Genomic DNA, 26,861 nt, shown 5'->3' on the forward strand with positions numbered 1-26,861 from the left:
AGGACTTTCGGCGATGTCGCTTCTCGTACTCATCATTTTGCTGGTCGTTGCCGCGCTGGTCGCGCGCCTCGTACAAATTCCGCTGCGTCATCGTTGGCGACGACGACAGGCCCGAACCATGTGCGTTGCTTTTCGTGGTCCGGACCGGACCCAGCCGCCCGCCCGCATTTATGCGCGGCTACGGGCTATGGATGCCCTAGCATTCGAGGAACTGCTTCTCGAAAGCTTCGCAATGCGAGGCCACAGGGTGATCCGTAACCCCCGCTACACTGGTGATGGCGGAATTGACGGACAGGTCGTGATTGGTGGCCAGAATTGGCTCATCCAGGCCAAGCGCTACGCCAGCGCCATCCGGCCGGAGCATGTGGAAGCCTTTGCGCTGCTCTGCAGGCGACAAGGGAAGCCAGGGCTCTTCATCCACACCGGTCGAACAGGAGGGATGAGCCGCAGCCTCCTTGACCGTCACAAGAACGTCGAACTCGTCTCGGGCGAACGCTTGCTCACCCTCCTCACCGGAGGCTCACTCATGTTAAAGGGGATTGGCATATGAGCGGCTTGCAAAAGGCTGCTCGCAGATATCTGCGGCCGTGCCTGCACACTGTGATCCTGTTCTCCGCGACCATGCAGTGCGGCGTCTCGGCAGCTCTCGCGAACCAGACCACGCGATCAGTGAACGAGCGGGAGGTGGCAAGGTGCATCCGCGAGGCAGCAGCAGGCAGGCCTTGGCTTGAGAAAACGCTCTGGGGCTTGCGCGATCAGGAGGGCGGCTGGGTCGGCGCTGAGATCCGGAACACCAACGGCTCACATGATCTCGGCCCGTTGCAGGTGAACAGTTGGTGGGTCTCGAAAATTGCCACCGCTATGAGGCGGCCGCCCACGCATGTACGATGGTGGCTCACCCATGACGCGTGCTTCAATGTCAGTGCCGCCCGCTGGATATTCCTTTCTGGCCTGGCTGCGACCCGCGACTATTGGAGCGCCGTCGGCATCTACCACAGTCCGACCGAGTGGAGACAGCGACGCTATGCTGCGAGCGTAGCGGACCATCTCCGAAACCGTTTCGGTTCCGAAATATTTCGAGAGCCACCAGTGTCAGGTTCCCGCTGAGATTCGAAGCTGTGGAACGCTGCCGCAACCCATGCTTCGCGTGATTGGGCGAATGCTTGATCCGTCGGTTGCTCGCGATAGGCATCAAGCAGGCCCAAGCAAATCCTCCGGGACCGTGATGTTATAGTCTCGCGACAAGCGGCCAAGCGCGAGGTTGATGGGCGGGTGTCATCGCTGGAACGCGACGTACGCATGTCGCAGAATCGCGAGGACTGGTCTTGGACGGACGCATTCGACGCCGCCCTCGGCCAGTCCCCGCGCACCGCCGCCGCAGCGTCGTATGACGGTCTCGATCGATCGCGGACCGCGCTACGCCTGCACGCGCACGTAATCGAACGGAAGAGTGCGCTCGCGCGGATGCGCGACAAGCTGTTGACTGCCGCCGCGCAGACACGCCGTCCTGAGCATGCGCCGGTATTCCTGACCACGCCGCACCCCGAATGGCGAGGTAGACACCCGATCGACAGCTGCGTGGACGAGAGGTCATTCGAATACCTGAAGAAGAGAATGGCGAAGATCGCGGGTTGACCGCATCTCCTGCAGCAATCGTCAGCCAATCATCGATTTCAGGTTCCTCATGATACGGCGAGCCATCGCCAGTCCATCGATGTCGTGCATGCGGGCGAGTTCCAAGACCGCCATGGATACGTCGACCGGATGGGAAGGTCGTCCCAACGTCTGGGTGAACGGACCATCTGTTTCGGTCAGCAATCGATCGAGCGGTATTGCTGCGACCAGCGCCCTGCGGCGCTCGCCCTCGAGCATGGCGAAGTTCACCGAGAAGTAGCATCCCATTTCGATGGCGCGCCGCAGTTCCGCAGGCGTGCCGGTAAACCAGTGCATGACGACCTTGCCGCGTCCGCTCGGGAAGCGAGCCTCGAGCATGTCGAGCACGAGCCTCACTGCGCGCACGCTGTGGATCGTCAGGATACGGTCTCCGAGTTCCGCGCACCGATCGAGGATTTCGCCGAACACCTGTTTCTGCAAATCGAGCGAGCGAAAATATTTCGGACCCGAGTCGAGGCCGACCTCGCCGACGTACCGCGTCCCGTCCACCAACTCCTTCCAGAGCGCGAGTTCGTGCGATCGCGATTCCACGAGTTGGGGGTGAAGGCCGAGCGCCGCCCTGACATATTTTGTCGCAGATGCCAGCTTGTGGTTCCGTTCCCACGCCTTCGGGGTCGTCGTGACGGCTAACGTGTAGACGGCCTCGCGCTCGCACCGGTCGATGGCCGCCTGATGGTCGGGATAGAGATCGAGATGGCAGTGGAAATCGACGAGCGCGGCCCCCCCGACCTTTTCTGCCGCGGTCATCCGGGCGCGGCCCGGACGCCCTTCAACAGCTGGCCGACCTCGGCGAGGCCGCGTCGATAGACGTCGGCGAGATCTGCGGTCTGGTGCGGCACGTCGGCGAGGCTTCCAGGTTTGTGAACGAGCATTGTCGCGAGGTCTGGCTTCTTCCGCAGCCGTTCGATCGCGAGCTGGAACGAGCGGACCTGTATTCCCTCAGCCTTCCGCGTGTCGAGCGTGACGGCTTTGAGGTCGTCAAGAATATAGGGCGTGGGATCGCGGCCGAGCAGCGACGCGCGTCGTATCAGGCAGGGCAGGCAATGTCCGCAATGTCCTTGTGGAAGACCGCGCCAGCGTGCCTTCGCGGGCGACGAACACGAGAGTGAACTCGCAGCAAGCTTCATCAACAACGCCTGCTCCGCACATTCAGAGGCCATCTCTCCCTTGGTCTTGTTCCAGTACGGATTAACCAGCGAGCCCGAAATCCCGAGCTGGCCGAGCAGGTCGTTCCAACGCGCGATATGAAATGGATGGGTCGTGCGGGTGCTCGGGGCACCGAGGCGGAGTTGGTCCAATGGTACGTTGAGCGCGATCAAGCCATTCTCGGGAACCTGTATCTCGAACGGGCGCCCCAATCCCGATCCGGCCGTAGCAGCCAGCGCGAAGAACAGGAAGGAGCGTCCTCGCGTCGTCGACTCCGAGGCGACGTCTTCGATGAGGCCATTCTCGAAGGTCATCCACACGCGCAGGCGATCGAGGTCATTCCGTTGGAAATGGTGCTTGAGACCGTCGAAACAGACCTCCTGCGACGAGCTGACGGCGCTCTCGCCTGCATGGCTCACGAACAGTGGCGCATGCCCGGCGCTAAGCCGGTCGATCGCTCCGATTAGGCTGTCGAGCCCGCCCGAGAACAAGCTGATACCATCGTACGGGATGCCGCCGAGCCGATTGTCGGGTGCGACGACAAGGGCACGGTGGGTTTGCGGGCGGCCCCTAAACCCGACCTGCCAACGATCGCCCGTCAGGAAATCGAGGGCACGTTTTAGGATGTGCCCGGTTCTCCGCCAGATGGTTGGATCGCTCACCGGAACGACCAGCCGGATCTCGCGAGTCCATCCGTCCTGCGCTTCGCTGTCGCGCGAGATGCGCGTGTCCGCCGCATGGACGTGCGCGGCGAGGACGAGGAGGTCCGCGCCGATCTCGCTCGGATGGAGGCCGAGCTTCCGGAGATCGTCCAGCGCGTGGCCGATCCCGAATGCGAGACCATCAGCGGGGCCGAAGGCTAGCTGCGTCATCCGCTCGTCGGCCGCCTTCGGTATCCTGGTGCGATCGCCTGGGCCGAGACGACCTACGATGAGGTGCCGGGTCACTTCTGCGCCTCCTCTTCGCCGAGCGCCTCGAGGATGTCGAAGGCCGCCTCGTAAATGCGGTCGATCGTCTGGGCGAGTGCGGCCGAATCGATCGCCGCGAAGTCGATGGCCGCTTCGCTGAAGACATCGGCGACACCGCCCAGGATGAAGTCATGGAGCTGATCCCGCACCGCTTCCGCAGCGCTAATGTCCGAGGGAACCTCGACTCCCTTCACCCCGATGTCATTGTAGATCCGGTCTTCGATCGTGTGGGCGATGTAGAGCTCGAGCACAGTCTGCATCTGCTCAGGCGTGAGGTTGGCCATGTCGGTGACACCCGCGTCGGCCAGATCGATGACGGTCTCCATGAAGGCATCGCGCGCGATACCCTCGTCGATCGATCCACCTTCCGGGCAGAAGTGCTCGACGAGGGCGGACAGGATGTCGGCTGCTGGTCGTCCGGCCAAACCGGCCATGTTGAGAGTCGCGAGAGCCGCTTGCAGGCCGTTCACGCTGACGTCGCCGAGGAAGCCGGCTATCCGCGCAGCGGCGCCGCGCGACGAACCCATCTTGCGCGCGGCCGAGCCGGAACCGCCCGCCGCCTGGGACACATATTGGGATACGGCGCGTCCGAGCGCGCGCCGATCGCCCCCGCCAGAGCTCGCGAACTTGGTGAAGTTCCGACGCGCATTCCTGAACCGGTCCGGCATCGGTGGCGGTATGGGTGCGGGCCGAGGCGCTGGCGCCGGTGGAACGGGCTGGGCTCCATCTTCGTCCGGAGGAGCTGGTGCCGCTCCAGGAGCAGCGCCTCCGTCGCCGTCATCGACGAAGTCGGGAACGAGCGGGTTATTGCCTTTTGGACCGCCGAACGGCGTCGAGGTTCCCATCAGCTTTTCGCCTTGCTCTTGAGCGACATCGCGGCGCCCGCTGCCATCTTTAGAGCGGCATTGTCGTCCTGGTCGTTCCACCGCTTCACGATCAAAGCAAAACGCTGTCCAGATTGTGAGGCGGTCAGCGCCGCGTTCCAGCCCGACGCCAGCCAGGCACCACAGCGGTCGGCAGGGAGTTGCTCGATGAGATCGAGCAGGCTGGGCTGTAGCGCAGGCTGCGCAGTGACGAGCGCGATGATGCCGTCGATACCCTTGGGCTTCTGCTTGAAGTCCTCATTCGACATGATCCGCGACCGGACGCCCTCGAAAACCTTGCTCGCTTCGGCGGGCACCAGTTCGTTGAGCTTCGCACCCTGCGCGCCTATCGCGACCTTGGGCAGCATCAGGATATCCACGATGCCCTGGAGATGGCCCAGCGTGGACGCGGCGCCGAAGAAATCCTTCCGGTCGCGGGCGATGAACAAATACGGGCGAAGATCGACGCCCGTCAGTTTCGGTTCGAGCTTGGCCCATTCTGTCACACGGTCGTCGACCCGCCATTCATCGAGGATCTGATCGCTCGCGGGAGTGGGTGCGGGAGTCGTCTCGGGTTTCGGCTTGCGCCGGGATGTAACTTCTTCTGTGGACGATTCGGATGCAACCTCGGCGATGGGCGCCGCAACCGGGCCTGCCTCGAGCTTGTCCAACCTCCTGCAGAAACCTCCCTGGTCCTGTGCAGCGTCATTCGCGACCTGCTCGAACAGGCGTGGGATAAAGCGTTCGGCGAGCATCAGCTTGGCGAGGACCGTGCGCTTGAAGTCGTCACCAAACTGTCGGTTGCGGGCGGTGTGTTCGCGCAACAGCAGCGCATTCAGGAACCGCTTGATCTGACGAGGGTTGCCGAACGTTCCGCGAGCGAGGAGCGGACCAATCTGGTCGCTCAGGGTCAATGCCGCGACTACCTCGTGAGCTTTGTCGCCAAGGTCGCCGAGCGTGTCGCGTAGCAAAGCCGCATCGACGCCGCCGCCCTTCCAGGGCTCTCGTAACGCTATCCGTGCTTCGGCGATCAGCTCTTTGAAGCCGGCGTGGTCCTCGCCCAGCTCTGCACCCACGAGCAGCAGCGTCACGTACGATCGGGTCTCAACGTCGCCGAGCGCCGGAATCCGGAACGGCACCTGGATCAGCTTCTCGAGATAGTTGCGCGCATAGTCGCGCGGACCGGTGCTGTCGGGCAGGTCGGGGAAGTGCTTGCGAACGGAGTACTCGATCATTGCCTCATCGGCGGCAACGACGAACGCGGTGTTGTCCGTGAACAGGAAGAGTCGGACGGCCTCGAGCGTTTCGATCGCGGTATCGGGAAGGCACCGATCGAGATCATCGATCAGCACAACCAACTGATCGACTCCCGCCTTCTCCAAGAGCTCGTCGAAGGCCTTCCGGAAGGCCTGAATCTCTTCCGGCACTTTCTTCGACGAGGGCTTCAACAGGCCGTTGGCCCCTTCGGCGGCCGCGTCGAGGCTCTCCTTCGTCGCAAGCTTTGCGGGATCGGCGGCGAGGTCCTTGAGCTTGGCAAAAAGCCCGGCCACCAGATCGGGAGAAGGAATACCGGTCGTCGCGGTCAATGCGAGTCCCCCAGCATGCCTCGCGACCTTCAGCCAATCGATCCGGCTGAAGATGTCTTTCACGGTATCGCCGGCCTTGGTCAGCATCGGGCGCTTTTCGACGAGCGCGGTAACGATACCCTCGATCAAGGCGATCTTTGCGTCTTCGAAGCCTTGAAACCGCCAGCCGTTGAACTTCAGGCAGACAGAATTCGCATGGGTCTCGAACTGAGTCTCGATCATCTCGAGAATGCTCGACTTTCCAGCGCCCCAGTCGCCGTGGACGCCGATCGTCATTGGCTTTGATGGATTGTCCCGCAGCAACGCCACGATAGACGCGGCGATCGGCTCATTGTTGAGCAGGTCGACCTTGGTCTCGTTGTCGAACAAAAACATGGCACACCCCCAGCGCCATGCTTGAGCGCTTAAATCGATAGGTCAAGCCCGAAACAATCCTGCCAAGCTCGTTTGCTCAAGTAAGAGCCTTTAATGGTAGAACGTCAGCTTATGTGTTCTCCTGTCAAAAGCTGTCAGTTCGCATCCGGCTTAATCTGGGGTCCCGCAGGCAAAACCGGACAGGCCGCGTCTGGGAACAAAATATCGTCGGCTAAATAGCTGCAAAGGGTCGACTGTGGAGCTGGGGCGAAGCCCCCGTTCCTGAAATATCCTATGAACTCCAGCATATGCCGGGATCAGTGGCTCGGAACGCTGCGGCACTTGGTGCGGCTGCGCCAGTTTCCGCTGGATAAGTAGCTCGCCCGAAGGCCAGCGATCGCCTGAGCTGCGGCGACTTAAATGCGGCCACGCTCCCGGAGCCGATCGAGAAGAAGGCTGAAGGCGGCTGAATGCTGCCGGCGACTGGGATAATAGAGGAAATAGCCGGCGAACGGCTGAGTCCATTCGGTGAGCACCTGTTTAAGGGCACCATTTGTAAGGTACGGCGCAGCGACGTCCTCCATCGCCATCGCCAAGCCAAAGCCGGCTATCGCGCCCTCAAGCACCATCTGAGAATCATCGAAAATCAGTGCTCCCTCCATCGGCACGCGTACCCCATGCCCGTCCCGTTCCAACTCCCACACATAGATTCCCCCGCCACTGCGCATCCGCAGATTTACGGCACGGTGATCCGCGAGGTCGTGGGGGCTTTCGGGTGTGCCGGCCCGATCAAGATAGTCGGGCGATGCGACAACGATCAGGCGTAGGTCCGGCCCGATGCGCACCGCGATCATGTCTTTGTCGACTGACTCACCGATTCGTATTCCGGCGTCGAACCTGTCACCAACGATGTCGGTCATCCGGGAATCGAGACTGATTTCTACAATTACCTCCGGATAATGCGGCAGCCATTCTTTCACTGCCGGCCACAGCACCGTGTCACAGGCATGCTCGCTCGCCGTGATGCGGATCGTGCCCGAGGGCGTCTTGCGCAGGTCGCCAATCGAACGCAGCCCTTCTTCGATCATTTCAAGCGCAGGCGTCAGCTGGCCTAGCAGTCGGCTACCGGCTTCGGTCGGCGCAACATTGCGTGTAGTGCGGGTCAGCAGACGGATGTCGAGGCGCGTTTCAAGGCGCCTGAGTGCGTGGCTGAGTGCCGACTGGGACATCCCGAGTCGGGCAGCGGCGCGGGTGAAGTTCCCATCTTCTGCGATGGCGGAGAAGGCATGAAGGTCGTTGAGATCGTCTCGCTGCATCATGGGTGGCTCCCGAACTTGGCGACCGATAGACTCACGAGTTGGTCTATCTATGCATGCTGTGCATCAGAATATGCGCGTTTTTCCATCTAATTCATCGCTGCCACAGCCGCTATCTCGTTCCGATGAGAGAGCCGGTTCATTCCTGCACCCCACGTCTCAAACACCATTTATAGCTATGCTGAGGAATTCACATGACTGACCAATTTGGATGGGCTTCTACGACCGACGACGTGCTGTCCGGCGTTGACCTTCGGGGTAAGCGGGTGCTCGTAACCGGTGTATCTGCAGGCCTCGGCGTCGAGACTGCGCGCACGCTCGTGGCCCATGGCGCTGATGTGGTCGGGGCGGCACGCAATCTTGCTAAGGCCGAGCAGGCGACAGAAGTCGTCAGGTCCGCCGCGCAGACCGGCGGTGGCAGTCTGCAACTGATCGAGCTTGATCTCGCCGACCTGGCGGATGTGCGTGACTGTGCCAATCGCCTGTTGGCGGATGGTCGTCTGTTCGATCTCATCATCGCCAATGCTGGCGTGATGGCAGCCCCGTTCGGCCGCACCGTCGATGGCTTCGAGATGCAGTTTGCCACCAACCATCTTGGCCATTTCGTGCTGGTCAACCATATTGCCTCGCTGCTGCGTGATAGGGCCCGACTGGTCACTCTGTCATCGGCCGCGCATCACATCTCGGACGTCGACCTTGTCGATCCGAATTTCGAGCACACGGACTACGATCCGTGGGTGTCCTACGGCCGCTCCAAGACGGCGCCGGCCCTGTTCGCTGTGGCGTTCGACAAACGGCATCGTGGGCGCGGCGTCCGCGCAACCAGCGTACATCCGGGCGGTATCCAGACCGAACTCAATCGGCACATTGGCCTCGAAGCAGATCTGGCGCTTGCCGACCAGATGAATGAGGCTCTGGCGGCTGCCGGGCAACCGCTCTTCCGATATAAGTCGGTTCCTCAAGGCGCTGCGACCTCGGTCTGGGCAGGTGTCGTGGCCGAGGCAGACATAGTCGGTGGCCACTACTGCGAAGATTGCCACGTCGCTTTGATCAACGATGGACCGACCATGGATGGTGTCCGCTCCTATGCGATCGATCCCGATCATGCCGATGCGCTGTGGGCCAAGAGCGAGGAACTCGTGGGCGAGCGCTTCTAACTCCGATACAGATGAGAGGAGACAGTTATGAAAACGCGTATTCTTGGGAAAGGTGGCCTGGAGGTCTCCGAACTCGGCTTCGGCTGCATGGGGCTTTCGTTTGGCTACGGCCCGCCTACTGACCGCGGCGAGGCGGTAGAGCTGGTACGGGCGGCCTACGACCTTGGTGTGACCTTCTTTGATACGGCGGAGGCCTATGGCGCCGAGAACGAAGAGCTGCTCGGTGAAGCGCTTGCATCGGTGCGCGATCAGGTGGTGTATGCCACCAAGTTCGGGTGGAAAGACGGCAATGCGAGCACCGGCGAAACGGACAGCCGGCCTGAACGCATCAAGCTTGTCGCAGAGCAGTCGCTGAAACGGCTCAAGACCGACCGCATCGATCTGTTCTACCAGCACCGCGTCGATCCGAACGTGCCGATCGAGGATGTTGCGGGCGCGGTTCAGGAGTTGATCTGGGAAGGCAAGGTCAAGCATTTTGGCCTGTCGGAAGCTGGCCCCGCCACCATCCGCCGCGCTGATGCGGTCCAGCCTGTCGCTGCACTCCAGAGCGAATATTCGCTCTTCACCCGCGACGTCGAATTCGAGATCCTGCCGACGCTGGAGGAACTGGGGATCGGCTTCGTGCCGTTCAGCCCGCTGGGCAAGGGTTTTCTCACCGGCAAGATTGACACGGCCACCACCTTCGCGGACGGGGACATCCGTAATGTCCTTCCGCGTTTCCAGGGTGAGGCACGCATCGCAAATCAGCGTCTGGCTATCGCCATCAGTGAAATCGCGACCGCCAAGGGCATGACGCCTGCTCAGGCGGCACTTGCGTGGCTGCTCGCTCAGAAGCCCTGGATCGCGCCGATTCCTGGCACCACCAAGCTCTATCGCCTGGAGGAGAATGTTGGCGGCGCCAACGTAGCGCTAACGCAAGAAGAGCTGGACGCCATCGCCGCAGTACTCGCGGATATCCCCGTCCAGGGGGCTCGCTATCCTGAGGCCGCCATGCGCCTGATCGACAGATGAGGGACGGAGTTATTTGGTCGACATTGGCCGGCGGCGAGAGCGACCGGAAGAGCTGAACGTCTGCTACTGGGGATCGAAAATCAGGCGCTGAGCGTGTGCAATGGGTCGGGCTCTGCAAAAGCGCAGTTTAAGCGAATATTGTACGCAGAAGTGCACGCGGAAGCTAACGCCCCAATGAAAGCGGGTCGCGACCTAGCACTACTTTGGCAGATTGATACCGGAGGGGATTCCCTTTGGGAGGTTTCGGTGATTCATAGGAGGTCGGCTATAGTGGAGTGCCGGCCATGGACACGGACTGGAGGAATGATCTTGAGCGCTGGTTGGCGCCCTTTGTGAACGCCCTCGGCCATCGCGCGCGGCGCGAGATGTGCCCGGCGTATATCGCTGGTCTGATTGGGCCGGGCGACCGCAAGAGCATCCAGCCGATGGCCGCCAAAGCCGATGATATCAGCTATGACCGACTTCATCATTTCATCGGCGCAGGCATTTGGGACAGCGCGCCGCTGGAAGCGGAGCTCTGGCGACAAGCCGATGCGTTGGTCGGTAGCGCAGAAAGCTGGCTGATCATCGATGATACGGCGCTGCCGAAGAAGGGGCAGAGCTCGGTCGGCGTGGCACCGCAATATGCCTCGGCGCTGGGCAAGAACGCCAACTGCCAGACGATGGTATCGGTGACGCTCGCGCGTGGTGAGGTGCCGGTGATGCTGGGCCTGCGCCTGTTCCTGCCGGAGAGTTGGACCAGTGATCCGGCGCGCATGGACCGTGCCGGCGTGCCCGATGCGCACCGCGTTGCCAAAACCAAGCCTGAGATGGCAATCGCGGAGGTCGATCGCGTGCACGCCGCCGGCGTGCGGTTCGGCTGCGTACTTGCCGATGCGGGTTACGGCCTGAGCGGCCCCTTCCGGCAGGCGCTGAGTGACCGCGGGCTGGCCTGGGCTGTGGGTATCCCTGGACGTCAGAAGGTCTACCCTGCCGATGTCGCCTTGGTCTTCCCGGTGGCAGGTCGAGGACGGCCTCGTCAGCGCCACGTACCCAACAGCAGGTCGATTGCCGCCCAGACGATGCTCGAAAGCGCGAAGTGGCGTCAGGTCAGCTGGCGGCGCGGCACCAAAGGGCGCCTCTCCGCCCGCTTCGCCGCTATTCGTGTTCGGGTGGCGGACGGTCCGCCACAGCGTATTGGCACCATGGGTGCCCAGCACATGCCTGGCGAGGAGGTCTGGCTTGTCGGCGAACACCGCTCCAGCGGCGAACGCAAATACTACCTTTCCAACCTGCCCGCCGACACGCCGATCAGGAAGCTCGCCGGCGCCATCAAGGCGCGATGGATCTGCGAACAGGCCCATCAGCAGTTGAAGGAGGAGCTCGGCCTTGATCACTTCGAAGGCCGTTCCTGGACTGGCCTGCATCGACACACGCTCATGACGATGATCGCCTACGCCTTCCTCCAGACCCGCCGCCTCCGCGCTGCGGGCCGGGAAAAAAAGAGTCGTCGGTCCGCCGCCGCAGCCTAGCTTGCCAGCGATCCGGCAAGCGATCCTCGATCACCTCTCACGCCCGCCGCCAACCTGCTGCGCTCGCTGCGGGGCCGTCCTCATCACGGCACCCAACATCAATCTGCCAAAGTAGTGCTAGGCTTGAAATACATTCTTGATCCTTCGCGCGGCGAGGGAACTCCAAGCGGTTGCCCCACGCCTTGGCTACCTCTCGCTGTGTGCAGGTCTCTCACACCGTATCCGTACGTCTCTGGTTATCGCAGGGGGGGCATTTGTGGCCAAAAGTGTGGCCAAAAATAAAAGGCCAAAGCCAGCCGGTAGCCGAGCCTACTTTAACTCACTGATTTTATTGAGATTTTTGGTGGACGCACTAGGGCTCGAACCTAGGACCCGCTGATTAAGAGTCAGCTGCTCTACCAACTGAGCTATGCGTCCACGCTGGCGTTGGCGTGACCCTGTGGGTCGTCGCTCCGGCGTGGCCGGGCTGTTAGCAGCCGCTCGCGATTCTGCAAACACTAAATCGCGTTGCGGCGGAAATTTTCGTTCGCGCTTGCGTCAGGCCCAGTTTCCGACGCCCGCGCGACGCTTGCCCGCCCGGTCGATCGCCATGATGATCCCTACGCATAGCATGACCGTCAGCATCGATGATCCGCCGTAGGACATGAAGGGCAGGGGTATGCCGACAACCGGCGCCAGCCCCATGACCATCATCAGGTTGATCGCGACATAGAAGAAGATGGTGGTGGTCAGGCCCGCTGCCACCAGCCGTGCGAACTTGTCCTGTGTCCGCATGGAAACCCGGATGCCCCAGCGGAACAGCAGCATGAAGCCGCCGATCAGCAGCACCCCGCCCAGCAGGCCCCATTCCTCCGCCATGGTGGCGAAGACGAAGTCGGTATGGCCTTCGGGCAGATAGTCGAGATGGCTTTGCGTACCCTGAAGGAATCCCTTGCCCCAGATGCCGCCCGATCCGATCGCGATCTTGGACTGGCTGATATGATAGCCGGCGCCCAGCGGGTCGCTTTCCGGATCGAGGAAGATGAGGACGCGGTTCTTCTGATAGTCATGCAGGAAGCTGAAGGCGATCGGTACGATGGCGGCCACGGCCAGGCCCGAACCGACGAACAGGCGCAAGGGCAGGCCGGCGAGGAACATCACGGTGATGCCACCGGCAAGGATCATCGTCGCGGTGCCCAGATCCGGCTGCACCAGGACCAGCGCCCAGGGCAGGCCGATCAGCACCAGCGCGGGCCAGATCGCGTTCCAGCGGCGGATCTCGCCCACCGGCAGCATCGCGTAGAAGCGGGCCACCGCCAGCACGATGATCGGCTTCATGAACTCGGACGGCTGCAACTGCATGAAGCCCAGGTTGATCCAGCGCTGGCTGCCGCCCGCGACCCCGCCGATCAGTTCCACCAGCACCAGCGCTGCCAGCACCGCGCCATAGGCGGGAAAGGCGAAGCGCGAGAACAGCTCGAGCGGCACCCGGCTCAATGCCAGGGCCATGCCGGAAAAGACGCAAAAGCGGACGCCCTGGTTGACGGCCCAGGGAAAGATGCTGCCCCCCGCAGCGCTGTAGAGGACCAGTGTCCCGAAGGTCGCGATGGCCAGCAGCAGCAGCAGCACCCGCCAGGGAAATTGCGTCACGGAATGGGGGATGATGCTCATGGCGCGTCCGTCGCGTTGCTGCCGGGCGGTGGCGGAACATCGTTGGCCGCATCTTCGGCGGCAACGGGAGACGGTGCCGTTGCGTTGGCGACGGCGGCGTTGGCCGCATTGTCGGCGACGGGTGGCGGCGCTTCCCCTTTCTCGATCGCCTTGGCCAGGCGGAATGCGGCCATCTGTCGCGCCTGCCGTTCGGCGGGGGTGCCGCCCCAACCCTTTTCCAGCGTGACCAGCTTCTCCATCGCCTTGGTGGGATCGAACAGATAGGACAGGGTGTCGCTGGCGATCATCGGCGCGTCCTCGTTGCGGATCATATGTCCGCCATGCTCGATGATGCAGGCGACCGCATAGCGTGGATTGTCGAAGGGGGCGAAGCCCTGGAACAGGGCGTGGTCGCGCAGCTTGAACGCCAATGAGCTGTCCCGCCGCACGCCCGCGCGGCGCTCGGCCATGGTGATGCGCCGGACCTGGGCGGTGCCGGTCTTGCCCGCGATGAGCACGCCGGGAATGTTCATCCGCGCGGCGCCGCCGGTGCCGCCGCCATTGACCACGGCGCTCATCGCGTCGCGAATGATGACCAGATGCTCCTCGGTGGCGCCGACAGACGTGGGCGGCGGCCGCTTGGCACCCAGAAGGAAATTGGGCATGAGTTGCCGGCCGGTCGCCAGGCGCGCGGCCATCACCGCCATCTGGAGCGGATTGATGAGCATATAGCCCTGGCCGATGGTGGCGTTCACCGTATCATAGGCTTGCCAGCTCTGATCATATTTGCGTTCCTTCCAGGCCGGATCGGGAACGGTGCCGTAGCTCTGGCTGGGGAAGGGCAGGTCGAAGCGCTGGCCCATGCCCACCCGCCGCGCCATCTGGGCGATCCGGTCCATTCCGACGCGCTGCGCCATCTGGTAGAAATAGATGTCGCAGCTCTGGGCGATCGCGCCCCGCATGTCGAGCGGGCCGTGCCCGCGCCGCTTGTGGCAGTGGAACAAGGTGTTGCCCACGCGCAGCGCGCCGGCGCAACTGATCCGCTCCTGCGGCCCGACGCCAGCCTCCAGCAGCGCCAGCGCCACCATTGGCTTCACCGTAGAGCCCGGCGGATAGAGCCCCTGCAAGGTCTTGTTGCGCAGCGGAATATGATCGTCCTTCGACAGCATCTCATATTCCAGATGGCTGATGCCGTCGGAAAAGCTGTTGGGATCGAAGCTGGGCATGGAGGCCATGGCGAGTACGTCGCCGTTGGCGCAATCGATCACGACGACCGAACCGCTTTGCGTCGCAAGGCGCCGCCCCGCATATTCCTGAAGCCCGGCATCGATGGTCAGGCTGACGGGCTTGCCCGGCGTGTCGGGGCGTGTCGTGAGTTCGCGCACGATCTTGCCGCGCGCCGTTACCTCGACCCGCTTGGCGCCGGGCCTGCCGGTCAGGTGCCGGTCGAACGCCTTTTCCAGCCCATCCTTGCCGACCTTGAATCCCGGCGTGATGAGCAGCGGATCCTTGCGCTCCTTATATTCCTCCGCCGTGGCGGCCCCGACATAGCCGAGCAGGTGCCCGACCGTGGCGCCCGCAGGATAATAGCGCGAAAAGCCCTGGCTGGGCGCGACGCCGGGCAGGTCGGGCAGGCGGACGCTGACGGCGGCATATTGGTCATAGGTCAGCTTGTCGGCGACCTGGACCGGACGAAATCCCGCCGACTTGTCCAGTTCCTCGCGGATGCGATCGACTTCGTCCGATTCCAGGCTCAGCAACTGGGCGAGGTGCCGGATCGTCGCCTCGCCGTCCACCACGCGCTGCGGGATCAGGTCGACGCGAAAATCGGTCCGGTTGTTCGCCAGCGTCTTGCCATGGCGATCGAGGATCCAGCCCCGGCGCGGCGGAATGAGCGTGAGGTTGACCCGGTTACTTTCGGAAAGCAGGCTGTATTTCTCGTTTTCAGCGACGCTGATCCAGCCCATGCGACCGACCAGCAGCGCCCCGATCGCGCCTTGCAATCCCCCCACCACCATCGCGCGGCGGCTGAAGGTGAAGGACTGGGTGGCTTCGGTGACGATCTTGCGCTTGGGACCGGGAAACTTCATGCCATCACACGCCAGCGGTCGATCCGGGCGCATTGCCGGACAATGAAGGGAAAGAGCAGGACCGTCCAGACCATCTGCGGCGCGACCAACAGCAACCTTATATCGCCTCCGCCGGTGATCCGCGCGAAGAAAAGCCCCCCTGACAGGCAGAAGATAATCGCGATGCCGGCGATTAGCCAGTCCTGCTTGTAGCTGCGCCAGACCAGTCGATGTTCGATGAAGTCGACGCCGATCAGGGCGACCGTCCACAAAAACATCCCCGATCCGATCGGCTGGCCGCCCACCAGGTCATCGAACAGGCCTAGCGGGAGGCCGATCCAGGTCCGCCACAATTCGGGCCGCAGCAGCCGCCACGACAGCAGCAGCAGCAGGCCGAAGGGCGGCATGATCGGCGACTGGGCGATCAGCGGCAACGTGGTCGCGAGCGACCCCAGCATGACGGTGATGACGGGCGTCCCGGCGAGGCGGAACCGGCCGGGATGCCGGCCCAGGCGCGGGACGTGCAGCAGATGCGGGTCGATCACGGCGCGCTCGCATTTGCGGCCGGCGCCGCCTCCTGCGCCGTCTCGGCGGCTCCACCGCGCGTCACCACCTCCTCGAAGGCGCGTTCCACCACGACCGCATCGACGCGCGAGGGGTTGGCCAGGGGGAAGCCCCAGGCGATCTCGCCCTCGACGCGGACCACTACGGCGACGGGGATATTGGGCTGGTATATGCCGCCGATGCCCGACGTCACCAGCAGGTCGCCTGGCTTGAAGGGGTTGCGGCCCGCGGACAACGCCCGGATTTCGAGCGACCCGTCGCCCGCTCCGGTCGAAATGGCGGGAACGCTGTCATTGGCGCGACGGATCGGCACGATATTGCCGGTGTCCGTCAGTAGCAGCACTTCGGCGGTGTTGGGCGTCGTGCTATGGATGCGGCCGATCAGCCCTTCGGCGGCGCGGACCGGCATTCCGGGGCGCACGCCCTGCCAGCGGCCCGCGTTGAGCCGCGCGAAACGGCGCGCGCTGCTGGAGGAGGAACTGATGAGCCGCGCCGTCAGCAGGTCGCTCTGATCCTCGTCGACCAGCTTGAGCAGCTTCTTTAGCCGCGCATTTTCCTGCTTGACCGCCTTCGCCTCGATGATGCGGTTGCGATCCGTCTCGACCTGGCGGCGCAGCGCCACATTCTGCGAGCCCGCCCGCCAATAGGCGGCCAGCACCTCGTCCACCGAACTGATGCCGCTGACCATATTCTTGAGGCCGGCCGAAACCGGGCGGGTCAGTTCGGCGGTGACCGTGCGCAGGCCAGCGAAGCCGGTCGGATCGAACATCGCGACCACGACCAGCAGCAGGCCGGCCGCCGCACCGGCAACCGCCACCACATAGCTCGCAAACAGGCTATATTGCGCCTTCCGGTTGATGCCGGGGCGTCGGCTGGGTGGCCGCGCCATCAATCGTCCCTTCCGATCAGGCGGTTTGCAGCACACCCCGGAAGATCGGATCCTCCATCGCGCGGCCAGTGCCGATCGCGACGCAGGTCAGCGGATCTTCGGCGATGGTGACGGGCAGGCCCGTCTCGTCGCGCAGTTCGTCGTCCAGCCCCTTGAGCAGCGCGCCGCCGCCGGTCAGGACGATGCCCTGGTCGACGATGTCGGCGGCCAGTTCGGGTGCGGTGTTTTCCAGCGCGATCCGCACGCCTTCGACGATGGTGCTGATCGGCTCGGCCAGCGCATCGGCGATCTGGCCCTGGTTGATCGAAATTTCCTTCGGCACGCCGTTCACCAGGTCGCGGCCCTTGATATGGATCGTCTCGCCGACGCCATCTTCCGGCGGCTGGGCGACGCCATATTGCTTCTTGATCCGCTCGGCCGTGGCTTCGCCGATCAGCAGATTGTGATGGCGACGCACGAAGGAGACGATCGCCTCGTCCATCTTGTCGCCGCCCACGCGGACGCTGGTGGTATAGGCGAGGCCGCGCAGCGAGAGCACGGCAACTTCGGTCGTGCCACCGCCGATGTCCACCACCATCGAACCGATCGGCTCGGTCACGGGCATGTCGGCACCGATCGCTGCGGCCATCGGCTCTTCGATCAGGAAGACCTGGCTGGCGCCGGCGTTGCTGGCGGCGTCGCGAATGGCGCGGCGCTCGACGCTGGTCGATCCGCTGGGCACGCAGATCACGATCTCCGGCGCGCGCCAGGGGCTGTGCTTGCCGCCATGCACCTTGGTGATGAAATGCTTGATCATCTGCTCGGCCACGTCGATGTCGGCGATCACGCCATCGCGCAGCGGCCGGATGGCCTCGATCGAATCCGGGGTCTTGCCCATCATCAGCTTGGCGTCTTCACCGACGGCCTTGACGCGCTTGACGCCGTTCAGCGTCTCCACCGCCACCACCGAAGGCTCGTTCAGGACGATGCCCCGGCCACGTACATAGACCACCGTATTGGCGGTGCCGAGATCGATGGCCATATCCTGCGAGGAGAATTTGAAGAGACGCGAGAAGATCGACATGCCTTATCCTGTTTCGCCCGCCGTCCCCGCGACGCGAAGGGGACCGTCGGAAAGCTGTTTTGCCCGTCCGTTGCTCCCTTCTTCCTTGCCCCTTGCAGTGCAAAAAATATCGGGTTCGCGGCTCGCGGAAAGCGCCCGCTTGGGCTAGTCCCTAATCAATGTCAATACGCCGCCTGCCCGAACATCTGGTCAATCGTATCGCTGCCGGTGAAGTGGTCGAAAGACCCGCCAGCGCGCTCAAGGAGATAGTGGAAAACGCTTTGGACGCGGGTGCGACTCGCATTGCCATACGATTGTCCAACGGTGGGCTGGACCGGATCGAGGTCAGCGACGATGGCTGCGGCATGGATTCGGCCGACATGGCGCTCGCGCTGGAGCGCCATGCGACATCGAAACTGCCCGATGATGCGATCGAGAATGTGGCGACGCTGGGCTTTCGCGGCGAAGCGCTGCCGTCGATCGCCAGTGTCGCCCGGCTTTCGATCGACAGCCGCCCGCGCGGCGCCGATGGCTGGAACCGCACGGTCGACAATGGGCGGCTGGTGGCGGAGGGGCCGGCCGCGCTGCCGCCCGGCACCCGCGTCACGGTGGAAGAACTGTTCGGGAAGGTGCCCGCGCGGCGGAAATTCCTGCGTTCGGCCAAGGCCGAATATGCCGCCTGCCTCGACATCGTCCGCCGGCTGGCCATGGCCCATCCGTCGGTTGCCTTTTCGGTCGAACATGATGGGCGCCGGGTGCTGGGCGTGCAGGGCGACGAAGCGCGGGAGGACCGGGTCGCCGCGCTGACCGACAGGCAACTGGCGGACAATCATGTAATCGTGAGCCTGGAACGGGACGGGGTGCGCCTGTCCGGGGTCGCATCGCTGCCCACCTACAATCGCGGCGTGGGCGATCATCAATATCTGTTCGTCAACGGCCGTCCGGTGAAGGACCGGCTGCTGATCGGCGCGCTGCGTGGCGCCTATGCCGACATGCTGGCGCGCGACCGGCATCCGGTGGTGGCGCTGTTCCTGGACGTGCCGCCGCTCGACGTAGACGTCAACGTTCATCCCGCCAAGACGGAGGTGCGCTTCCGCGACCCCGCGATGATCCGGGGCATGATCGTCTCCGGCCTGCGTCGGGCGCTCGATGCCGAAGGGTTCCGCGCGGTGCAGCAGGCGGATGCGGCGGGGCTGGCGGCCTGGCGGCCGGAGCCGATGTCGCCCACCCCGATCGGCGCCATGCCGATCTTCGAGGCGGCGGCCTCCTCGCCCGCAAGCTACAGCCAGTTCGCGCCGGCCTCCTTCGCTGACCGCCGCCCGTCCTTTCTCGCGCCGCCGCCCCAGGCGCGCGCCGAGCCTGCCGCCGCGCCCGCACCCGAAGGCCATAGCTTCCCGCTGGGGGTTGCGCGCGGTCAGGTGGCGCGCACCTATATCGTCGCGGAGGCGGAGGACGGCCTGGTGATCGTCGACCAGCACGCCGCGCATGAGCGGCTGACGCTCGAACGGATGCGCCGTGCGATGGAGGGCCAGGAGAATGGCAATCGCGTCGCGTCCCAGGCGCTGCTGCTGCCCGAAGTGGTGGAACTGGATGAGCCGGCCTGCGACCGGTTGGAGGCGCGCGCCGCCGAACTCAAGGATTTCGGCCTTGATCTTGAGCGGTTCGGTCCCTCGGCCATGCTGGTCCGCGCCGTCCCCGCGATGCTGGGCCAGTCGGACGTGCAGGGACTGGTCACGGATCTGGCCGACGATCTCGCCGCCTATGACAGCGCCCTGTCGCTCAAGGAGCGGCTCGATCTCGTCGCCGCGACCATGGCCTGCCACGGCTCGGTCCGCGCCGGCCGCGTGCTGAGTGTCGCAGAAATGAACGCCCTGCTCCGCGAGATGGAAGTCACCCCGCGATCGGGACAATGCAACCATGGCCGCCCGACCTGGGTGAAGCTGGGGCATGGCGACATCGAAAAACTGTTCGGAAGGAAATGAGCCGATGACGATGTTTGCCGCCCTGCTGCTCGCCGCCGCGCCCGTCTGCCCCGACCCTGCGCCGCTGGGCGAGCCGTGGACCAGTTGGACCCAGAGCGGGGAGGTGAAGGCCGGGGTGCAGGTACAGGGCGCGCCGACGCTGATCCTTGGCAAGCCGGTTATGGCGGCGTTGACGCCGGCGGCCTATGTCCAGTTCGCCGCAGCCCCCGGCAAAGGTGCGAAGGAGGGGCATGGCGGGCTGTTCGGCTTGTCGCTCAAGGCGGCGGCGCGCATCGGCATCGCACTGTCGGGGCCGGCCTGGGTCGATGTCGTGACGGGCACCACCCCGGTCGCCTCGATCGAGCATGGCCATGGTCCGGATTGTTCGGGCATTCGCAAGATCGTGTGGTTCGACCTGCCCGCCGGTCGCCATATCATCCAGATTGTCGGATCGAAGGACGCCAGCATCCGCATCATGACCGCTGATGCGAAGGCCAACCAGCCGCTCTAGCTGGATCGGATGTCCGGAAAACGCGCGGACCATTAATCGGTTTGGCGGCGGTAGTATCAAGCCATGATGACGGAGGCCGTGCCGTTACCGCTCCACCGCCATGCGTGCGGCCAGCCCGCCCAGAACCGTGCCCATGAACCAGCGCTGGATCGTCAGCCAGCGCGGGCGGCCGTGGAGAAATCCGGCGATCGATCCGGCGAGGCAGGCGATCAGCGCATTGACCGACAAGCTGATGACGATCTGCGTCGCGCCGAGCGCCAGCGACTGGCCCAGCACATTGTCGCGCGTCGGCTCGACGAACTGCGGCAGCAGCGACAGATAGATCATCGCGACCTTGGGATTGAGCAGGTTGGTGACCAGCCCGATCGTGAAGAGCCGTCGCGGCGAATCCTGCGGCAGGGTGCGGACCTGAAAGGGGGATCGCCCGCCCGGCCGCACTGCGCTCCACGCCAGCCAAAGCAGATAGAGCGCGCCACCGATCCGCAGGGCATCATAGGCGAACGGCACCGCCATCAGCAGTGCGGTGATGCCGAAGGCCGCGCTCACCATGTAGAAGAGGAAGCCGCACGCCACGCCGAGCAGCGAGATCATGCCCGCCGCGCGCCCTTGCGAAATCGAACGCGACACCAGATAGATCATGTTGGGACCGGGCGTCAGCACCATGCCCAGCGATACCAGCGCAAAAGCGATCAGATGAGCGGCACTCGGCATCGGCATTCCCCCAACGGCATGATGCCGTTCGCCTAGCCCGGACGAGCGGAGCGGGGCAGGGCCACTATGGGGGCGTTGGCCGGGTCCGCCACATGGCGATCGGGATCATCGTCAGCACCGGCTGATCGTCCTGGTTGAGGATCGTCACCTTGCTGCGGACGATGCCCATTTCCGGACGGCTCTGCGACGCCTTCTTGTCGATCACTTCGCTCTTCCCGCGCAGCGTGTCGCCGGGACGCACCGGGCGCAGCCAGCGCAGTTCGTCCACCCCCATCGCGCCCAGGCTGGCCGCCTGACGCCCCGGATCCCGCTGCATTTCGGCGACGAACATCTTCATGAACAGGGCGGTGTTGTGCCAGCCACTTGCCGAGATGGTCCCGAAATGGGTGCTGGCCGCGGCCTCATCCGACAGATGGAAGGGCTGGGGATCGAACTCCGCCGCGAAAGCGACGCTTTCCTCGCGTAACAGGGTCAGCGGACCGAAATCGAAGCTGTCGCCGATCGCGATATCCTCGAAATAGACTATGGCTTCCATCCTCATCCGTCTCCCATTGGAACGGACAAGGATGTAGGCCTGGCTTCCGTTAACGTCAATGTCAGGCGATGGCGAGCGAGGGCTGGCCGCGCGGCACGGTGATGCTGGCGCGGGTTCTGATCGGCGCGCCGGGCGTCGACACCTGATCCACCACGCGGAAACGCGTGGTCCAGGCATCGGGCGTCACCTCGCAAAGCAGATAGCCGCGCTGGTCGTTGATGAATTTCAGTTCCGGGCTGTTCTTCATCATCACGTCGCTGCCGGTCCGCAGGTCCGACCCGTCCCCGCCAGAGGAGATGGACGTGGACACGAATTCGACCGCCACCGGCTTGCCCTCGCTTTCCAGCAATCCGGCGAAATTCTGATGCTCGTCGCCGGTCAGGACGACGACATTGTCCAGGCCGCGCATCTTCGCCAGCAGCCGGTTGCGCTGCGTCGTATAGGCCGCCCAGCTATCGATATTGTAGATTTTCTGCTTCTCGTCGGCATAGCGGCGACGGTCGAGCGACATCATCATCACCTGCTGCGCCACGCAATTCCACTTCGCCTGGCCGCGCGTCAGGTTGCGCACCAGCCAGCTTTCCTCCTCCGGCGATATGACCTGCGCCTTGTTGTCGTCGATGCCGGTGCAATAGGGCTTGAACCCGTCGTCGCACGGCTGGTCCGAGCGGAAGGAGCGGGTGTCGAGGAAATCGATCGACAGCAGATCGCCGAAGCGCGCCTCGCGATACATATTCGTGATGATGCCGTTGCGGGGCAGCATGGCGGCACGCACCGGCATATATTCATACCAGGCCTGCAACCCCGCCTGCCGGCGCAGGCGGAATATTTCCTGCGGCACGTCCTTCCAGTTGGCGTCGCCGACCCAGTTATTCTCCACCTCATGATCGTCGAAGGTCGGGAACCATGTGTGTTTCGCGCGCGCGGCCTGGAGGTCATAGTCGCTCAGATATTGGGCGTAGCGCAGCCGATAATCGGCGAGGTCGAAACAATCCTGGCCGATATGCTGGCGCACCTGCGGGGCGGGCAGCCCGTCCTTGTCATAGTCCGGGCCGCGCTGCTGATATTCGTAGATGAAGTCGCCATAATGATAGACGAAGGCCAGGTCGTCCTCGCGCGCGAGATGGCGGAAGGCGGTGAACAGGCCGTCCTCGTAATTCTGGCAGCCCGCGACGCCGAACTTGAGCGCGGCGGGGCTGGCGGATGGCAGCGGCAGGGTGCGTGCGCGACCGCGTGACGACTGGTCGCTGCCCAGCGTGAAGCGATACCAATAGGGGCGGTCGGGCTGGAGGCCCGTCACCTCGACATGGACGCTATGGCCCAGTTCCGGGCGCGCGACAGCCTCGCCGGTCGCGACGACGGTCTTGAAACGATCGTCGCTCGCGACCTCCCACTTCACCGGCAGCGGCGCCATCGGCATCCCACCATGCGGCTCGAACGGCCTGGGCGCCAGCTTGGTCCAGATCACGAAGCCGTCGGGCGCGGGATCGCCGGACGTGACGCCCAGCGCGAAGGGATAGCCGGCGAACCAGCTTTGCGCGTTGATGATGGCGGGCGCACCGATCAGCGGCGTGGCGACGGCGGTGGTCAGGATCTGGCGGCGGGTGAGCATGAAGGCGGCGACCTCGTCATCGGGCGGTTGTAAAATAGTCTCTTAGCCGCCTGCTCTAGCGGTGCAATATGACAGGACGACGCAACCGGTCAGACGATCCAGGCGCGCAGCGTCCGCCACGCCTCCGCCTTCTTCTCGCGCGACAGGCTGGCATAGGCGCCGCTGGAGGAGGGCAGGTCGATCAGCGACAAACCGGGCCGCTCGCCCAGTTGCCGCCGTCCGTGCAGTGCGGCGGTCTTGCCGTTGAAGGCGACCGCCCGGAGCGCGGGCAGCCGGTTCACGAAATTGCCAAGGTCGCGCAGTTCGGCGCCCCTGATCTGGCTGTCCAGGCTGCCGGGCCGCTCGGCGCTCTCGATCACGTCCCACAGCCCTACGCCCAGCGCGCGCAGTCGCTTCAGGCGCATCGCATAGGGCTGGCCACGCAATGGCTCGGCCAGCACGTCGCCCAGCAGATCCCAGAAGGCGTTGCCCCGGTGGGCATAATATTCGCCCTGCCGGATCGATGCATCGCCCGGCAGGCTGCCCAGGATCAGCAGGCGCGTGTCCGCATCGACGCTGGGCGGAAAGGCGGCCTTGCGCTGTGCTGGCATCTGGCCGGGGCGCAGCGCCATGGGGTCAGACGTTGAAACGGAACAGCATGATGTCGCCGTCCTGCGTCACATAATCCTTGCCTTCGGAGCGCCACTTGCCCGCTTCCTTGGCACCTGCTTCGCCGTTGAACTGGACATAGTCGGCAAAGGCCATGGTTTCGGCGCGGATGAAGCCCTTTTCGAAATCGGTGTGGATCGCGCCGGCGGCCTGTGGCGCCTTGCTGCCCTTGGTCACGGTCCAGGCGCGGGCTTCCTTCGGCCCGACGGTGAAGAAGGTGATGAGGCCGAGCAGTTCGTAGCCGGCGCGGATGATGCGGGCGAGGCCGGCTTCGGTCAGGCCCAGCGCTTCGAGATATTCGGCGCGCTCCTCGATGGGCATCGTCACCAGTTCGGCCTCGATCGCGGCGGACACGATCACCGCCTTGGCGTTTTCGGCCGCGGCCTTCTCGAAGACACGGGCCGAATGGGCGTTGCCCGTGGCGGCGGCGTCTTCCTCGACATTGCAGACGTAAAGGACCGGCTTGGCGGTGAGCAACTGCGCCTGGGCGAAGAGGCGTTCCTCCTCCACGTCGCGCGGCACGGTGAGGCGCGCGGGTTTGCCGTCGCGCAGGAGGTCGAGCGCCTGGCCCAGCACGGCGGCGGCGGCCTTGGCCTCCTTGTCGCCTTGCGCCGCCTTCTTGGCGAGGTTGGGGACGCGCTTTTCCAGGCTTTCCAGGTCCGCCAGCATCAGCTCAGTCTCGACCGTCTCGGCGTCGGCGATTGGATCGACCTTGCCCTCGACATGGGTGATGTCGCCATCCTCGAAGCAGCGCAGCACATGGACGATCGCATCGGTCTCGCGGATATTGGCGAGGAACTGGTTGCCCAGCCCTTCGCCCTTCGATGCGCCGCGCACCAGGCCGGCGATGTCCACGAAGCTCAGCTGCGTCTCGATGATCTTGGCGCTGCCGCCGATCTTGGCGATGGTCTGGAGCCGGTCGTCGGGCACGGCGACGCGGCCTTCGTTCGGCTCGATCGTGCAGAAGGGGTAATTGGCCGCCTGCGCGGCCTGCGTTTCGGTGAGCGCATTGAACAGGGTGGACTTGCCCACATTGGGAAGACCGACGATACCGCAACGAAAGCCCATTTGACTGCCTTATAAGATCGGGATGATTGGCGCGCCCGATAGCGCTTTGTGCGCGCAAAGGCCAGCCTTGGGCGAAGGGCAGTGGTGGGACAAAAGGCGCAATTGCATTGGGCCGGGTCTTGCCGGCATGGGGCAGGATGACTGGAGACGAGATGGAACAGAGCAGGCAAGCCCATTGGGTCGATGAATCCGGGCGGCAATGGAAGAAGCGCCCCGCGCATGAGACCGGTGTGTTCGGCCGTTGCCCGCGCTGCGGCGAAGGCCATATCTTCACCGGATTCCTGACCGTGCGCGACCATTGCGAGGTCTGCGGCCTCGACTACAGCTTCGCCGATCCGGCGGACGGCCCGGCGGTCTTCGTCCAGCTGTTCGCCTGCGTGCCCGGCGTCGTCTTCATCATCCTGCTGGAGATATTGGCGCGGCCGCCTTGGTGGGTGCATGTCGCCGTGGGCATTCCCGTGCTAATCCTCACCACCGTGCTGCCGATGCGCCCGATCAAGGGCTGGCTGGTTGCAGCTCAGTTCACTACGCAGGCGCAGGAGGCGGGCACGGCGGACCTATGGGCCAGGCTGCATGACCGGAAGGACTGACCCTAGCCGATCCAGTAGGGCACGATCTGCCGATTGTCGGGATCGACATGGATCGGCCGGTCGGCGGGCGGGAAGGCGCGTTGGTCGCAGCTCTGGCGCGGACAGAGGCGGCAGGTGATGCCGATGGGCGTGGCGGCGCCCTCTTCCTGCAAATGCAGGCCGTCGGCATAGACGAAATTGGCGGCGTGGGTGACTTCGCAGCCCAGCACCACGGCGTAGCGGCGCGGCGTTCGCTTGTAGCTGCCCGACGGCTTCACCAGCCCCTTGGCCATCGAGACATAGCGCACCCCGTCCGGCGTCTCGCCCAGCTGCACGTTGATCCGGTCGGGCACGGCCACGGCCTCATGCACGTTCCATAGCGGGCAGGCGCCGCCGAAACGGGCGAATTGCAACCGGGTGGCGCTGTGGCGCTTGGTGATATTGCCGGCCATGTCGACACGGCAGAAGAAGAAGGGAATACCGCGCAGCCCCGGCCGTTGCAGCGTCGAAAGCCGATGGCAGGCCTGTTCGAAGCTGACGCCGAACGTCCGGGCCAGCCGGTCGATGTCGTGGCGCATCGTGCGTGCCGCCTCCCGGAACGGCGCATAGGGCATCAGCAGCGCGCCGGCGGCATAATTGCCAAGCCCGATGGCGAGCAGCCGGTCGGCGCCGGGGACGGGCAGGGCGGCTCTGCCCACCACGTCGGCGATCACCGCCTGCCCTTCCAGCATCATCAACTGATGCGCCAGCATGAACTTGCGGCTTTCGGTCGGCAGCGCGGCGTTGATGAAAAGCTGCCGGTCGGCGGCGCGATAGGCGCGCAGCGCGCTGTCCGGCGTTTCGGCGATCAGCGTCTCGATGCCGTGGCGGCGGGCTAGCGCTTCCACCAGCATCCCTTCGTCCAGCACCTGACCCTGGGTGAAGCTCTCCGCCATCTCCTCGGCCAGGCAATCGAGGCTGTGGACATAGTTGCCGGCCTCGTGGAACCAGTCGCGGGCGGCTTCCCAAGGCAGGCGCGCCTGTACCTCATGATCGTTGGCGATCGCCTCCTCGATCATGTTGATCCGCTCGTTTGCGCGCATATGCGCGTTGTAGAGATCGACATAGCGCGCCGCGAATTCAGGGAATTGCAGGTGCAGCTTCTCGATCCGCTCCGGCTCCATCTGCGCGCCGGGCAGTTCGGGATGGGCCAGCGCATAGGTGAAGGCACCCAGCAGCTGCTCCTCCTCCCGGCTGTCGAAACTGGCCCAGTCGGTGGGAAAGGCGCTGGCGAGCGCGGCCTTGACCTTGGCGGTCAGGGGGCGATCGTCATTTTCCATCTGCGACAGATAGGATACGGATATGCCCAGGGCATGCGCCATCGTCGCCTGGTCCATCCGGTGGTCCAGGCGCAGCTGGCGCAGGCGTGGACCTGCGAAGATACGGTTGCCGCGTGCCATATTTCGCACCCTAATTTGCGAAGTCGTG

At 64.2% G+C, this 26,861-nt stretch carries 23 protein-coding genes, 1 tRNA gene and 1 pseudogene; 8 read left to right on the top strand and 17 right to left on the bottom strand.

Features of this window, described 5'->3' with window-relative positions; all coding sequences use genetic code 11:
- Positions 1-13: 13 nt before the first annotated feature.
- Together K3M67_RS06675 and K3M67_RS06685 are read left to right on the top strand one after the other, a co-directional pair.
- Entirely contained in the window at positions 14-550 is a 537-nt protein-coding gene (locus K3M67_RS06675) for a restriction endonuclease (RefSeq protein WP_285832724.1), read from the top strand.
- Positions 551-1,299: 749 nt separating this feature from the next.
- Positions 1,300-1,635: a hypothetical protein gene (locus K3M67_RS06685; protein ID WP_285832725.1), complete on the top strand. Its 336-nt coding sequence runs from the start codon at positions 1,300-1,302 to the stop codon at positions 1,633-1,635.
- A gap of 21 nt (positions 1,636-1,656) precedes the next feature.
- On the opposite strand, the gene qatD is transcribed toward K3M67_RS06685, so the two are convergent.
- The 5 genes from qatD to K3M67_RS06710 form a co-directional block, all read right to left on the bottom strand.
- Positions 1,657-2,421 carry a Qat anti-phage system TatD family nuclease QatD gene (gene qatD, locus K3M67_RS06690; RefSeq protein WP_285832726.1) on the bottom strand — a complete coding sequence of 255 codons (765 nt, stop codon included), beginning with the start codon at positions 2,419-2,421 and terminating at the stop codon, positions 1,657-1,659.
- On the bottom strand, positions 2,418-3,767 hold the full coding sequence (qatC, locus tag K3M67_RS06695; RefSeq protein WP_285832727.1) for a Qat anti-phage system QueC-like protein QatC: 1,350 nt from the start codon (positions 3,765-3,767) through the stop codon (positions 2,418-2,420). The genes qatD and qatC overlap by 4 nt, the downstream gene beginning before the upstream one ends.
- The gene (gene qatB, locus K3M67_RS06700; protein WP_285832728.1) at positions 3,764-4,456 is read right to left on the bottom strand and encodes a Qat anti-phage system associated protein QatB; all 693 of its coding nucleotides are present in this window, start codon (positions 4,454-4,456) and stop codon (positions 3,764-3,766) included. The genes qatC and qatB overlap by 4 nt, the downstream gene beginning before the upstream one ends.
- Before the next feature lie 176 nt (positions 4,457-4,632).
- A complete protein-coding gene (gene qatA, locus K3M67_RS06705) occupies positions 4,633-6,612 on the bottom strand; it encodes a Qat anti-phage system ATPase QatA (RefSeq protein ID WP_285832729.1) in 1,980 nt (659 codons plus the stop codon).
- A gap of 395 nt (positions 6,613-7,007) precedes the next feature.
- The gene (locus tag K3M67_RS06710; RefSeq protein ID WP_285832905.1) at positions 7,008-7,907 is read right to left on the bottom strand and encodes a LysR family transcriptional regulator; all 900 of its coding nucleotides are present in this window, start codon (positions 7,905-7,907) and stop codon (positions 7,008-7,010) included.
- Positions 7,908-8,101: 194 nt separating this feature from the next.
- Between K3M67_RS06710 and K3M67_RS06715 the strand changes: the two genes are divergently transcribed.
- The 3 genes and pseudogenes from K3M67_RS06715 (at position 8,102) to K3M67_RS06725 (ending at position 11,586) form a co-directional block, all read left to right on the top strand.
- Positions 8,102-9,064: an SDR family NAD(P)-dependent oxidoreductase gene (locus K3M67_RS06715; protein WP_285832730.1), complete on the top strand. Its 963-nt coding sequence runs from the start codon at positions 8,102-8,104 to the stop codon at positions 9,062-9,064.
- 27 nt (positions 9,065-9,091) lie between these two features.
- On the top strand, positions 9,092-10,075 hold the full coding sequence (locus K3M67_RS06720) for an aldo/keto reductase (protein ID WP_285832731.1): 984 nt from the start codon (positions 9,092-9,094) through the stop codon (positions 10,073-10,075).
- Positions 10,076-10,321: 246 nt separating this feature from the next.
- Positions 10,322-11,586, top strand: a pseudogene (locus K3M67_RS06725) (IS701 family transposase).
- 341 nt (positions 11,587-11,927) lie between these two features.
- Here the strand turns inward: K3M67_RS06725 and K3M67_RS06730 are convergent.
- The 6 genes from K3M67_RS06730 to K3M67_RS06755 all read right to left on the bottom strand — a co-directional run bounded on the left by K3M67_RS06730 (position 11,928) and on the right by K3M67_RS06755 (position 17,800).
- Positions 11,928-12,003: transfer RNA gene (locus K3M67_RS06730), tRNA-Lys, on the bottom strand.
- Between the two features lie 120 nt (positions 12,004-12,123).
- Positions 12,124-13,236, bottom strand: coding sequence for a rod shape-determining protein RodA (rodA, locus tag K3M67_RS06735; RefSeq protein WP_285832732.1), 1,113 nt, complete (start codon positions 13,234-13,236; stop codon positions 12,124-12,126).
- Entirely contained in the window at positions 13,233-15,305 is a 2,073-nt protein-coding gene (gene mrdA, locus K3M67_RS06740; RefSeq protein WP_066861397.1) for a penicillin-binding protein 2, read from the bottom strand. The genes rodA and mrdA overlap by 4 nt, the downstream gene beginning before the upstream one ends.
- The gene (locus tag K3M67_RS06745) at positions 15,302-15,829 is read right to left on the bottom strand and encodes a rod shape-determining protein MreD (RefSeq protein WP_066861399.1); all 528 of its coding nucleotides are present in this window, start codon (positions 15,827-15,829) and stop codon (positions 15,302-15,304) included. Before K3M67_RS06745 ends, mrdA begins: the two co-directional genes overlap by 4 nt.
- Positions 15,826-16,737, bottom strand: coding sequence for a rod shape-determining protein MreC (gene mreC, locus K3M67_RS06750; protein ID WP_066861402.1), 912 nt, complete (start codon positions 16,735-16,737; stop codon positions 15,826-15,828). The genes K3M67_RS06745 and mreC overlap by 4 nt, the downstream gene beginning before the upstream one ends.
- 16 nt (positions 16,738-16,753) lie before the next feature.
- Positions 16,754-17,800: a rod shape-determining protein gene (locus K3M67_RS06755; protein WP_066861405.1), complete on the bottom strand. Its 1,047-nt coding sequence runs from the start codon at positions 17,798-17,800 to the stop codon at positions 16,754-16,756.
- A 158-nt stretch (positions 17,801-17,958) separates the two neighbouring features.
- Between K3M67_RS06755 and mutL the strand changes: the two genes are divergently transcribed.
- Positions 17,959-19,761 (top strand): DNA mismatch repair endonuclease MutL, encoded by a 1,803-nt coding sequence (mutL, locus tag K3M67_RS06760; RefSeq protein ID WP_285832733.1) that lies wholly within the window; start codon positions 17,959-17,961, stop codon positions 19,759-19,761.
- 4 nt (positions 19,762-19,765) lie between these two features.
- On the top strand, positions 19,766-20,251 hold the full coding sequence (locus tag K3M67_RS06765) for a hypothetical protein (RefSeq protein ID WP_285832734.1): 486 nt from the start codon (positions 19,766-19,768) through the stop codon (positions 20,249-20,251).
- Between the two features lie 84 nt (positions 20,252-20,335).
- Here K3M67_RS06765 and K3M67_RS06770 read toward each other — a convergent pair whose 3' ends face one another.
- From K3M67_RS06770 to ychF, 5 genes are all read right to left on the bottom strand, one after another.
- Positions 20,336-20,962, bottom strand: a complete 627-nt coding sequence (locus tag K3M67_RS06770; RefSeq protein WP_285832735.1) for a LysE family translocator — start codon at positions 20,960-20,962, stop codon at positions 20,336-20,338.
- Positions 20,963-21,026: 64 nt separating this feature from the next.
- A complete protein-coding gene (locus tag K3M67_RS06775; RefSeq protein WP_285832906.1) occupies positions 21,027-21,497 on the bottom strand; it encodes a MaoC family dehydratase in 471 nt (156 codons plus the stop codon).
- Positions 21,498-21,558: 61 nt separating this feature from the next.
- Positions 21,559-23,109 (bottom strand): alkaline phosphatase D family protein, encoded by a 1,551-nt coding sequence (locus K3M67_RS06780; RefSeq protein ID WP_285832736.1) that lies wholly within the window; start codon positions 23,107-23,109, stop codon positions 21,559-21,561.
- Between the two features lie 89 nt (positions 23,110-23,198).
- A complete protein-coding gene (locus K3M67_RS06785) occupies positions 23,199-23,720 on the bottom strand; it encodes a DNA-deoxyinosine glycosylase (protein ID WP_285832737.1) in 522 nt (173 codons plus the stop codon).
- Positions 23,721-23,724: 4 nt separating this feature from the next.
- Positions 23,725-24,825 (bottom strand): redox-regulated ATPase YchF, encoded by a 1,101-nt coding sequence (ychF, locus tag K3M67_RS06790; RefSeq protein WP_066861423.1) that lies wholly within the window; start codon positions 24,823-24,825, stop codon positions 23,725-23,727.
- A 152-nt stretch (positions 24,826-24,977) separates the two neighbouring features.
- On the opposite strand from ychF, the gene K3M67_RS06795 reads away from it, so the two are divergent.
- Complete coding sequence (locus K3M67_RS06795) at positions 24,978-25,415, top strand: DUF983 domain-containing protein (protein ID WP_285832738.1); 438 nt, start codon at positions 24,978-24,980, stop codon at positions 25,413-25,415.
- A gap of 2 nt (positions 25,416-25,417) precedes the next feature.
- Here the strand turns inward: K3M67_RS06795 and K3M67_RS06800 are convergent, their stop codons facing one another.
- Positions 25,418-26,833, bottom strand: a complete 1,416-nt coding sequence (locus K3M67_RS06800; RefSeq protein ID WP_285832739.1) for a helix-turn-helix domain-containing protein — start codon at positions 26,831-26,833, stop codon at positions 25,418-25,420.
- Positions 26,834-26,861 lie beyond the last annotated feature (28 nt).

Source organism: Sphingobium sp. V4 (genome assembly GCF_029590555.1).
Lineage (GTDB): Bacteria > Pseudomonadota > Alphaproteobacteria > Sphingomonadales > Sphingomonadaceae > Sphingobium.

What these genes read in the sequence shown, in the direction of transcription:
- K3M67_RS06675 (WP_285832724.1), top strand. Translation starts at nt 14, where the DNA reads ATGTCGCTTCTCGTACTCATCATTTTGCTGGTCGTTGCCGCGCTGGTC.
- K3M67_RS06770 (WP_285832735.1), bottom strand. Translation starts at nt 20,962, where the DNA reads ATGCCGAGTGCCGCTCATCTGATCGCTTTTGCGCTGGTATCGCTGGGC.
- mrdA (WP_066861397.1), bottom strand. Translation starts at nt 15,305, where the DNA reads ATGAAGTTTCCCGGTCCCAAGCGCAAGATCGTCACCGAAGCCACCCAG.
- rodA (WP_285832732.1), bottom strand. Translation starts at nt 13,236, where the DNA reads ATGAGCATCATCCCCCATTCCGTGACGCAATTTCCCTGGCGGGTGCTG.
- K3M67_RS06755 (WP_066861405.1), bottom strand. Translation starts at nt 17,800, where the DNA reads ATGTCGATCTTCTCGCGTCTCTTCAAATTCTCCTCGCAGGATATGGCC.
- K3M67_RS06780 (WP_285832736.1), bottom strand. Translation starts at nt 23,109, where the DNA reads ATGCTCACCCGCCGCCAGATCCTGACCACCGCCGTCGCCACGCCGCTG.
- qatB (WP_285832728.1), bottom strand. Translation starts at nt 4,456, where the DNA reads ATGCCGGACCGGTTCAGGAATGCGCGTCGGAACTTCACCAAGTTCGCG.
- ychF (WP_066861423.1), bottom strand. Translation starts at nt 24,825, where the DNA reads ATGGGCTTTCGTTGCGGTATCGTCGGTCTTCCCAATGTGGGCAAGTCC.
- mutL (WP_285832733.1), top strand. Translation starts at nt 17,959, where the DNA reads ATGTCAATACGCCGCCTGCCCGAACATCTGGTCAATCGTATCGCTGCC.
- K3M67_RS06765 (WP_285832734.1), top strand. Translation starts at nt 19,766, where the DNA reads ATGACGATGTTTGCCGCCCTGCTGCTCGCCGCCGCGCCCGTCTGCCCC.
- K3M67_RS06775 (WP_285832906.1), bottom strand. Translation starts at nt 21,497, where the DNA reads ATGGAAGCCATAGTCTATTTCGAGGATATCGCGATCGGCGACAGCTTC.
- K3M67_RS06720 (WP_285832731.1), top strand. Translation starts at nt 9,092, where the DNA reads ATGAAAACGCGTATTCTTGGGAAAGGTGGCCTGGAGGTCTCCGAACTC.
- K3M67_RS06685 (WP_285832725.1), top strand. Translation starts at nt 1,300, where the DNA reads ATGTCGCAGAATCGCGAGGACTGGTCTTGGACGGACGCATTCGACGCC.
- mreC (WP_066861402.1), bottom strand. Translation starts at nt 16,737, where the DNA reads ATGGCGCGGCCACCCAGCCGACGCCCCGGCATCAACCGGAAGGCGCAA.
- K3M67_RS06710 (WP_285832905.1), bottom strand. Translation starts at nt 7,907, where the DNA reads ATGCAGCGAGACGATCTCAACGACCTTCATGCCTTCTCCGCCATCGCA.
- K3M67_RS06800 (WP_285832739.1), bottom strand. Translation starts at nt 26,833, where the DNA reads ATGGCACGCGGCAACCGTATCTTCGCAGGTCCACGCCTGCGCCAGCTG.
- qatA (WP_285832729.1), bottom strand. Translation starts at nt 6,612, where the DNA reads ATGTTTTTGTTCGACAACGAGACCAAGGTCGACCTGCTCAACAATGAG.
- K3M67_RS06795 (WP_285832738.1), top strand. Translation starts at nt 24,978, where the DNA reads ATGGAACAGAGCAGGCAAGCCCATTGGGTCGATGAATCCGGGCGGCAA.
- K3M67_RS06715 (WP_285832730.1), top strand. Translation starts at nt 8,102, where the DNA reads ATGACTGACCAATTTGGATGGGCTTCTACGACCGACGACGTGCTGTCC.
- qatD (WP_285832726.1), bottom strand. Translation starts at nt 2,421, where the DNA reads ATGACCGCGGCAGAAAAGGTCGGGGGGGCCGCGCTCGTCGATTTCCAC.
- K3M67_RS06785 (WP_285832737.1), bottom strand. Translation starts at nt 23,720, where the DNA reads ATGGCGCTGCGCCCCGGCCAGATGCCAGCACAGCGCAAGGCCGCCTTT.